This is a genomic window from Prevotella corporis DSM 18810 = JCM 8529 (genome assembly GCF_000430525.1).
GTDB classification, from domain to species: domain Bacteria; phylum Bacteroidota; class Bacteroidia; order Bacteroidales; family Bacteroidaceae; genus Prevotella; species Prevotella corporis.
The window spans coordinates 56,098-64,556 of record NZ_AUME01000012.1 but is presented as its reverse complement, the minus strand read 5'-3'; the positions used below and the strand labels follow the sequence as shown (position 1 = coordinate 64,556).

The 8,459-nt window shown below is 39.0% G+C and carries 9 protein-coding genes and 1 pseudogene; 3 read left to right on the top strand and 7 right to left on the bottom strand.

The genetic code is table 11. The features are described 5' to 3' along the window. Positions 1 to 154, bottom strand: a 154-nt coding sequence (locus H515_RS13915; protein WP_154653638.1) for a helix-turn-helix domain-containing protein, incomplete at its 3' end; no start/stop codon positions are given. Between the two features lie 180 nt (positions 155 to 334). Here H515_RS13915 and H515_RS13725 point away from each other — a divergent pair. The 3 genes and pseudogenes from H515_RS13725 to H515_RS14790 all read left to right on the top strand — a co-directional run bounded on the left by H515_RS13725 (position 335) and on the right by H515_RS14790 (position 2,642). Continuing rightward, positions 335 to 619 carry a hypothetical protein gene (locus H515_RS13725; RefSeq protein ID WP_028901620.1) on the top strand — a complete coding sequence of 95 codons (285 nt, stop codon included), beginning with the start codon at positions 335 to 337 and terminating at the stop codon, positions 617 to 619. Beyond that, a pseudogene (locus tag H515_RS12960) lies at positions 529 to 1,570 on the top strand (restriction endonuclease); the annotation flags it as partial. The gene H515_RS13725 and the pseudogene H515_RS12960, both read left to right, overlap by 91 nt. Before the next feature lie 361 nt (positions 1,571 to 1,931). Next, positions 1,932 to 2,642, top strand: coding sequence for an ATP synthase subunit B family protein (locus tag H515_RS14790; RefSeq protein ID WP_025875700.1), 711 nt, complete (start codon positions 1,932 to 1,934; stop codon positions 2,640 to 2,642). 225 nt (positions 2,643 to 2,867) lie between these two features. Here the strand turns inward: H515_RS14790 and H515_RS0104085 are convergent, their stop codons facing one another. The 6 genes from H515_RS0104085 to H515_RS0104060 are packed head-to-tail and all read right to left on the bottom strand — an operon-like array spanning position 2,868 to position 8,458. After that, positions 2,868 to 4,505 (bottom strand): dipeptidase, encoded by a 1,638-nt coding sequence (locus H515_RS0104085; RefSeq protein ID WP_025875702.1) that lies wholly within the window; start codon positions 4,503 to 4,505, stop codon positions 2,868 to 2,870. A gap of 27 nt (positions 4,506 to 4,532) precedes the next feature. Further along, a complete protein-coding gene (locus H515_RS0104080; protein WP_025875704.1) occupies positions 4,533 to 6,173 on the bottom strand; it encodes a M23 family metallopeptidase in 1,641 nt (546 codons plus the stop codon). 30 nt (positions 6,174 to 6,203) lie between these two features. Then, positions 6,204 to 6,407 (bottom strand): hypothetical protein, encoded by a 204-nt coding sequence (locus tag H515_RS0104075; protein ID WP_028901619.1) that lies wholly within the window; start codon positions 6,405 to 6,407, stop codon positions 6,204 to 6,206. Continuing rightward, entirely contained in the window at positions 6,404 to 7,348 is a 945-nt protein-coding gene (locus H515_RS12950; protein WP_036891490.1) for a DUF4296 domain-containing protein, read from the bottom strand. Before H515_RS12950 ends, H515_RS0104075 begins: the two co-directional genes overlap by 4 nt. Before the next feature lie 6 nt (positions 7,349 to 7,354). After that, positions 7,355 to 8,023, bottom strand: a complete 669-nt coding sequence (locus tag H515_RS0104065) for a lipoprotein signal peptidase (protein ID WP_025875708.1) — start codon at positions 8,021 to 8,023, stop codon at positions 7,355 to 7,357. A gap of 51 nt (positions 8,024 to 8,074) precedes the next feature. After that, positions 8,075 to 8,458, bottom strand: coding sequence for a TraR/DksA family transcriptional regulator (locus H515_RS0104060; RefSeq protein WP_025875710.1), 384 nt, complete (start codon positions 8,456 to 8,458; stop codon positions 8,075 to 8,077). Between the last annotated feature and the right edge of the window lies 1 nt (position 8,459).

Here is an 8,459-nt window from a genome sequence, read left to right as displayed (position 1 = left end):
TGTAGTGTCCTCTAATCCCACTGTTACGTCTTATTTCACGTGACACTGTACTTGGACTTACATTTATCGCTTTGGCAATGTCTTTTTGTTTCATTCCGTTTTGGAGTAGCACAGAAATTGTGTACCTTTGCTCCGAGGTTAATTGTTTGTACATAGCAATGCAAATTTAATTAATCTTTGGGAGACAGAGGTCTCCCTTTTTCATTTTTATGCATTGCTTGCTGATTTTTCCACTCATGGGGGCTGCTCGCCCCCAACCCCCTCGGTGTTTTCAGGTATAGATTATTAAGCTACACCCGTACTTGGGATTGCAGTTCTATGTTGAACTTGCGATATGATGAAACCTATCAGAATAGAAACTACATCTGCCAATGGCAACAAACTAAATTTGGAAGCACTCTACCAGATTGCCCCCTCATGCTTTACAGAAGTGTTAGACGGTAGCGATAAACATCACGAAGGAGAGACGATAGCGGTGGAGAAAGACGGGCGGCGCCTGCGCATGGCTATCAATTTCAAAACCCTGAGACACTCTGTTTTGGCGAACAATTTGAGTCTGTTAAAGCTGGTATTATACAAACTTTGGACAGGGTGTTCAATCCTCAAACTATCAAGATAGAGGATGGACGTAAACCAAAGGAAGCTAACTTCCAAGAGGAGAAATTCAAGAAGAAGCAATTTCAGGAGCTGTGGAAACATATCAATGTGAAGACATATTATATATTATAAGGTGGACTTTGAAACTTCAGATCTTAGACGTAAGGCAATAGAGGCTATTGACAAGCATCTCAGTGTAACAGAGATTCGCCTTGTCGTAGGAGAAGGACGTATGGATAATATTCGCGATAAGGAATCGCTCGAAGCTGTCACGGCAATGGTGCAAGACATTGCTCGCACCTACCATGTACGTGAGACGGTGGGAGCTGGTGTGGCATACGACTTGATAGGTAGGCTTGTGGCAGCCACGGGACTGACCCGTAAAACGATTGTAGCCATTCTGAAAGGTATTAAGCCGACAACGTTCCATCAATTTAAGATGAATCCAGAAGAGTTTATCCGTAAGGTGGGCAATATCATTAACGATGAAAAAGCAATGGCAGTGGTACAGAAAATTTACTACGAGCGCACGAATAACACCTACGATGTGGATATCTTTACTGAGGATACCTTGCGTGGAAAGATTGGTATCAATGCTATAGAAAGCACCAAATCGCTTTATGACCTTGTGGTGGTAGATAGCGAGGGCGTGGAAAAACACTTTGCCGAATCATTAGAAAAAGAAACAGATGTGGCTGTATATACCAAGTTGCCTCGTGGCTTCTATATCAACACTCCGATGGGACATTACAATCCCGACTGGGCAATTGCTTTCAACGAGGGGACAGTAAAGCATATCTACTTTGTTGCTGAGACCAAGGGTAACGAATGGCAACGTTCAAAACTTCGTGGTGCTGAAGATGCCAAACTCGAATGTGCCACCCGTCACTTTGAAGCCATCAGTCAGAATAATAATGTAGTGTACGGTGTTGCTAAGGACTACAAAACTTTATATGACAAGGTCATGAAATAGATAATATTGAAATGGCAGTAGGAACGATTGATAGTATAAAAGATTAATTAGGGACTTTCAGCTAATTCCCTTTTACAACTCCTCATAGGCAGTCAAATGTCATGTACTTTTCCCTGAAAAAATTTCATGGAAAAGAATTTGAAGTGCTTTTCACTCAAAACCTGAAATAATGGTCCTTAAAAAAGAAGCGTTATGCTCATCTCGAACCTACGACATGCGGAACTTAAATCCCAATCGAACATTAGAAAATGCCAAGAATCTTTTTCTTACGACCGATTTAGGTTAAAACTTACAAATAAATGCTTTTACATAGAAATATTTCTTTAACTTTGACTTGACTATTAATTAATAGAGAAAGATTATGAAAAAATTATTTTTATTGGCAACGGTCGTAGTAGCTATGACTTTTGCAAGTTGCGGAAACAAGACCCAACCATCAGCAAATGCTGAAGCAGACTCTACAGAAATGTCAACAGACTCAACAAAGGTTGTTGCTGCAGATATTCCAGAAGACGTCAAAGCTCTTACCAGTCAATTGGCTGAAAAACTTGATGCTAATGATGCAAGTGGCATTGCTGCAACCATAGAAGGTGCTAAGGCAAAGGCAGTAGAGATGGCAAAGAACAATCCAGAGAAGGCAAAAGAATATTTGACAAAACTTCAGGTATGGCTCAAATCAAACGCAGAAGGATTAAAGAAAGTTGTTGCCAATGCAGGTAATTCAACAATCTCAAACGCACTCAATAGCGCAGTGACGGCTGTATCTGCAGCAAGTCCTGATGCACTTTTAAGTGGTTTGACAAATGCCGCGGAAAACGTTAAGGATGCAGGTGAAGCTGCACTTAACAATGCAAAAGAGGGAATGGAAAATGGCGCTGAGAAGGCCGAAGATGCTAAGGAAGCTGTGAAGAGCGCACAAGCAAAAGTTCAGAAGAACGCTCAGGAAAAGATAAATGAGGCAAAAGATGAAGCTACAAAGAAACTTAATGATGCCTCAAACAAAGCTGGTAAAAAGGCAAATAAGGCCATCAATGATGCAGCTAAGGAGGCTGCGAAAGGCTTAGGTCTATAATATAATGGGGAGAAAATCAATTAAAACGATGATGCCAGGCGGCTGATGTATTTGCAAGCCACTCTCCATCGATAATAAGAAACCGTTTCATAACCCGGAAAGAGTTTTGAAACGGTCTTTTATTTTATCATTTGAGGCATAATGGAGATTTGGAAGATGAAAAGCTCCAGTTGTCCATTATGCCGAATTTTACTTTTCCATTAATTATGGAAAACTCTCATACTTTTATTCAGATGGCATGACAAAACGTTCGCCAGTCTGTTCAGCCAAAGCCTTACGAGCATTCTGACTCATTCCCGGACGCTGTGGGCTTGCTGCGAAACCGCTTGGAGTAAGTTCAAATTTGCCATCCTTTTCTGGCTTAACAGCCATATCATTGTACTTGACAATAAGATAGTAAGCAAGCTTATTCCACCTATTGATCATCTCTTCACCCTTTGTAATAGAATAATCATTGAGATACTTAACCGCAGCAGCCTTGTTACTCTTATATATTTCCTGTGCCTTTGCTTCAACCTTCATCTGATTTGCAAAATAAGAGTTGTCCAAGGAATCTCGTACCTCTTTCAAAGAGGGAAACATTTGTGAATAACGTGGGTAAACCATGTTGCTAACCCAATTGCATACCCAGAAGGCATTTTTATTTGAGAAGGTTACAGCGTCTGCTCCAGGTGTATTGAAGCATTCTGGCTGTACTGTTGAACTACAATAAACTGGCACATAAGGCGACATATTGCCATCATCGTTGGCAAACCAAATAATACCTCCAATCTCACGTGGCAACCAGGAACGAAGCTGACAAACATAAGAGAATGCACTCTGCTGAGTAGAGGCCGGACGCTCTGTAAAATATTTCTTTCCATTGTATTCAAATTGCAATGGTGTAGGCCTGTATGGCATATCCCAGTTGCCCTGGCCAAGGTCCTCATTCATGCTTAAAGCGGTTCCCTCATAATGATCGCGCATACTATTCTGCATGTCGCTCACTTCAATTTTTTTATTGGGAGAAACCCATAGTGGCATATCCTCTGCATTAGGGTCCTTTCCAAGTGCCCACGGCAGCCACTTTGACATATCTGTAAAGTGATTGAAGTAACTCCATACACGAGCTTCACAAAAACGACGGCCACCAAAATCGGGAGCATCATAAGCCATCTTCCAATTGAATTCCTTATCCGTGCCTGTGAACCATCCCTTTGAGCGAGCAAACTTTATACAATTTTTAGAAGTGATAACCTCTGTGTTATAAGTCGAGAACTGGCCGATTCGAGCCTGATTGGCATGTCCCGATATCATACCATCAGGGATGCGAACAGCCACCCAAACAACTTTCTGTTTAGCATCGCCACCACAACCCATCATTTCCATAATCCACACTTCATTGGGATCAGCGATGGTAAAGCTCTCACCGCTTGAGTTATAACCATATTTATCAACTAATTCGGTCATAACTTTGATAGCTTCGCGAGCAGTCTTACTTCTCTGAAGTCCAAGGTACATCAAAGATCCATAATCAATAATTCCATTCTTATCTATCATCTCCTCACGTCCACCATACGTGGTCTCACCAATACTAACCTGATATTCGTTGATATTACCAATAACATTGTAAGTGACGGGAGCCTCGTCAATAAATCCATGACTTTCACCAGAGTCATAATCAATAATCTCACGCTTTTCACCTTTAGCATGAATACCAGCAGGAAAGTGAACCAGTTTCATAAACAAACCATAATCATCGGCACTATATGTCACAAATACCGATCCATCTTTTGTTGCGCCCTTAGTTGCAATAAAATTTGTACACGCTTCTGCAGCTACAAATGATGTGGCAAGAAGCACTGTCAATAATTGTTTCTTCATATTTTATAATTTAAAATTAATACTTTATCAATATATTATTCTTGATTCAAATTTATTTGAATTTCCCCTATTATCCGTAACTATAATTCGGAGAAGTCGTTGGGTTCCAGTTGGCTTAATGGGTGTTTCCGACAGATTGCAACTTATCAGCTCTTTGTTTTTACCATAGGTAAATAATACGAATTTCCCATCAATGTAACCTTCGTATTTATATATATTACTCCCATCATCAGATAAAATAAAAGCAATATTATGAGGATGAAGGCTCTTGCTCAAAATTAACGGCGGTGTATTATCATAAGAGGCATTATAGATTTTATTTAAATCACGGATTTTCCCTATGAGCCATCCGTCTTTCAATTCTCCACCACAATAACGTACAATGGATTGACCATTCTTTAAATCCTGACGTGAGGCGATGAACAATTTAGAGGGGTCTTTGACATTCTTCCGTACCTTTATATATATGGTAGCACTACCCAAAAGAGCCAATGGTGTAGGTGAAAAACAATAACCTAACGAGACTGCATTGGGAATATTTAAAGTTTTAGGTTGAAGAAGGTAGTTTTTAGAGAGGGAGCTGTCTCCCACTTCCAGCTTCACCCCGTCAAATATGATTTTATTTTCATGTCCGACAATCAAAGCATAAGAACTTTTCTGGACTGGTTGTCTGACAATCATCTCTGGCTCTCCACGAACAACAAATTCTCTTTCGCTTTTATTGCCAAAATAATCTTTAACAATATATTTCAAATGATAATCTCGAATCTGGTTGAAAGTGACTATTCCTCTACTTTTATCGCTTTTCAGTATTGGCAGCTTATTAAAAGGCTCTGTAAAAGATTTTAAGAACCATATGCGACTATGAAGGTAATGTTCATAATCACCCCAGGTATTAATCATCGGATGCGCATTTGCAGGAATACCGTTAACATCACTTGAAAAAATCAAATGCCCATCACAATAAAGTTCGGTATAACGAACACCGTAGTTATTATAAACAGAATCCATATTGTCATGCGCAAAAATCCCAAAACCTACTTTACCCCAGGCCTTAAATACTTGTCTTGAAAATCCATATACACGAGACTCTTGACTGTGTTGGAAAATACCTTCTCCTCGTTGGGGATAACTCTTGAATGAATAAATAGTCGGCGCAGTCTTATCTTTCAATACGTGGCCCACCACATTCAGTGGATCCATTAATAAACCAGTTTTAGTTTGATGTAATTCCATGTGAAGATGCGGAGCTTGTGAAGATCCGGTATTACCACTTAGAGCAATGAACTGACCCTTACGAACAGGTATCTGACCTGGCTTAAAAGTTATATCAGCAGCAAACTGACGATTCTTATATTGCCACTGTTTGACAGAAGCTTCAATTTGTGGTGCAAAACGATTCAAATGAACATAAACACTTGAATATCCGTTGGGATGAGCAATAACAAGAGCATAGCCAAAGCCATATTTTTGAATGATGGCCCTTGAAACATAGCCATCCGCAATGGAATAAATCCCCAAATTTACACCTCTGTTTGTTTTAACATCAATACCTCCATGAAAATGATTAGGACGGGGTTCGCCAAAATTACCCGCAAGTTCTACTGGTATGTGAACCGGAGAACCAAAAGACAATACTGTTAAAAATAGTCCTAAAAAAAAATTCATGTCAGTTGTAAGTTATAACAGGATTAGCATTTATACTAAAAGAAGATTATTCCAGTAAGCGCGCAAGTTTTCATTTTCTTTCGAAACATGAATAGTTCCAACCAACCATTTGGTTTTAGCCAACTCTTCAGTCAACTGATAATAGGCTGTTACAGATTCGTTACATACTTCTACAACTCCCGGCAAAAAAACTTTTGGCCCTACAACGACACGATTTGCTGCATAACGATTCATGGCAATGCCCTTTCATTTATATGCCGTGCCTTCATCGCTTTGTGCAAAGGTTGTTGCAATTTCATACTTGTATCACTCGGAGATAACTTCAGGTTCTTCTTAACTGGGCTTCCTCCAACAGTTCTAATCGACTCATTATTAGAAAGTGAATCAGAATTATTCTGCTCACTTTTGTTTATATGCATCTTTATTAGATGTATATTTGTGAGAATCAACAATTTAAATGTTGAAGTAATCTGTTCTGGCTTAGGCATTAAAAAATAGCCACAAACCGACTTTATTTCAGAATTGCCATCATTCAGAAGATTAAATGACTGATAGGAATCTGAACTTATATGGAAACTTTGAGATGAGATACTATCGTTTTTAAAAACAACAGTTACAACAAATACAGCATCACGAACACCATCTTGGATAATAAATTTTGAATTGAAATTCATTAAAAGTCTATCCCCTTTATGGAATGAAGTGTCAGCTTCAATAACGAATGGTTCATAATTGCGAGGGGCAAAAGGAGATAATACCATTGATTTCGATTTGTTCCAAACATCAGCGGTATCCCCCTGAGCCATCGAGCTACCAAATTGATTGAGATCATTCTCAGAAATACCTTGAGTACGTGCTTCTGCTTCTAATCTCAAGGATAAGTTCTCATAAATTTTATGAAGTTTTTCGGTATGTCGCAAATAATACTGCAATGAATGCTCAAAGTCTTGTTCTGTAACCCCATGTTTTTTCAAAACAGCCATTTTATATGTCTTCTGTTCTGAAGGGGTATTTCCTTTCTGCATGGCTATAGACATTGCAATATGATAGTCATATAGAATGTCCTCCAAATCTGCTGGCTGAATATATTCCGAAGGGATAGTCGGCTTACATGACACTAATAGAAATATCAGTATCAAAACAGAAGCTGACAAGACATTCTTCAAATTTGCCATATTAGTTTAATTTTCAGCTATTGAACTCTTCGTTTCTTGAATTTCATTAACATTAGGTATGTACCCATTGAAATCTTTACGATAGAAAAGGAGAAGTATGAAAAAACCTACACTTATACAAGCATCTGCGAAATTGAAGATAGCGGAGAAAAATAAAAAATCTTCTCCTCCCCAAATAGGAAGCCATTCTGGGAATGAGCCACGAAATATTGGGAAATAAAACATATCTACTACTTTTCCCATTAACATGGACGAATAACCTTCACCCCAAGGAACTAAATGTGCAGGAGGAAGATTCATGTAATATGGATGTGATGTTGAGAATATCTCTCCATAAAACAAAGAATCAACAACATTGCCAGCTGCGCCCGCAAAAATCATACAAAGTATAATTATAAAACCAAAGCGTGCCCCTGTCTTTATCTTTTTCCAGATATACCATGTCAGACCGAAAATTGCCAGTATCCGAAAAAGAGTTAGAAACAGCTTACTCCCAAGTTCCATGCCAAAAGCCATCCCTGCGTTCTCAATAAATTCTATGCGAAACCAATCGAATACTTCAATTGATTCTCCTAGGTTCATATTGAGTTTAACAGTTATCTTTATTATCTGATCGATAACTAAAAGCAGAATGATTACTAAGCAAGTAATAATTGTTTTATTTCTTCTACTCATTATCTAAAGTACAGAAACTATTGTAACATAGTCCTTATAATTATAACCATCCTAATGATCTTTATTGGCTTGCTTTGACGCAACACTTAATGTAGCATGTGGCACAACCCGCAATCTTTCCTTCGGTATAAGGTCGCCGGTAATGCGGTCTATTCCGTAGGTTTTATTATCAATGCGCATCAACGCAGCCTGCAATCCTTGGATGAATTTCTGCTGCCGCTGTGCCATCTGCACCAATTCCTCCTTTGTTTGGTTAGAACTACCTTCCTCCAATGCCTTGTAGGTTGGCGAAGTGTCGTCAATGTCATTTGTGTTCTTATTCATGAGTACCTTCATGGTCTCTTCATAATCCGACTTTGCCACTTCTAATCTTTCATTGACTATGATGCGGAACTCTTCAAGTTCTTCATCGCTATAACGCTTTTTTGTTTCCATA

Excerpts from the sequence above, each read along its gene's own strand:
- H515_RS13725 (WP_028901620.1), top strand. The coding sequence starts at position 335 with ATGATGAAACCTATCAGAATAGAAACTACATCTGCCAATGGCAACAAA.
- H515_RS14790 (WP_025875700.1), top strand. The coding sequence starts at position 1,932 with ATGAAAAAATTATTTTTATTGGCAACGGTCGTAGTAGCTATGACTTTT.
- H515_RS0104085 (WP_025875702.1), bottom strand. The coding sequence starts at position 4,505 with ATGAAGAAACAATTATTGACAGTGCTTCTTGCCACATCATTTGTAGCT.
- H515_RS0104080 (WP_025875704.1), bottom strand. The coding sequence starts at position 6,173 with ATGAATTTTTTTTTAGGACTATTTTTAACAGTATTGTCTTTTGGTTCT.
- H515_RS0104075 (WP_028901619.1), bottom strand. The coding sequence starts at position 6,407 with ATGAATCGTTATGCAGCAAATCGTGTCGTTGTAGGGCCAAAAGTTTTT.
- H515_RS12950 (WP_036891490.1), bottom strand. The coding sequence starts at position 7,348 with ATGGCAAATTTGAAGAATGTCTTGTCAGCTTCTGTTTTGATACTGATA.
- H515_RS0104065 (WP_025875708.1), bottom strand. The coding sequence starts at position 8,023 with ATGAGTAGAAGAAATAAAACAATTATTACTTGCTTAGTAATCATTCTG.
- H515_RS0104060 (WP_025875710.1), bottom strand. The coding sequence starts at position 8,458 with ATGGAAACAAAAAAGCGTTATAGCGATGAAGAACTTGAAGAGTTCCGC.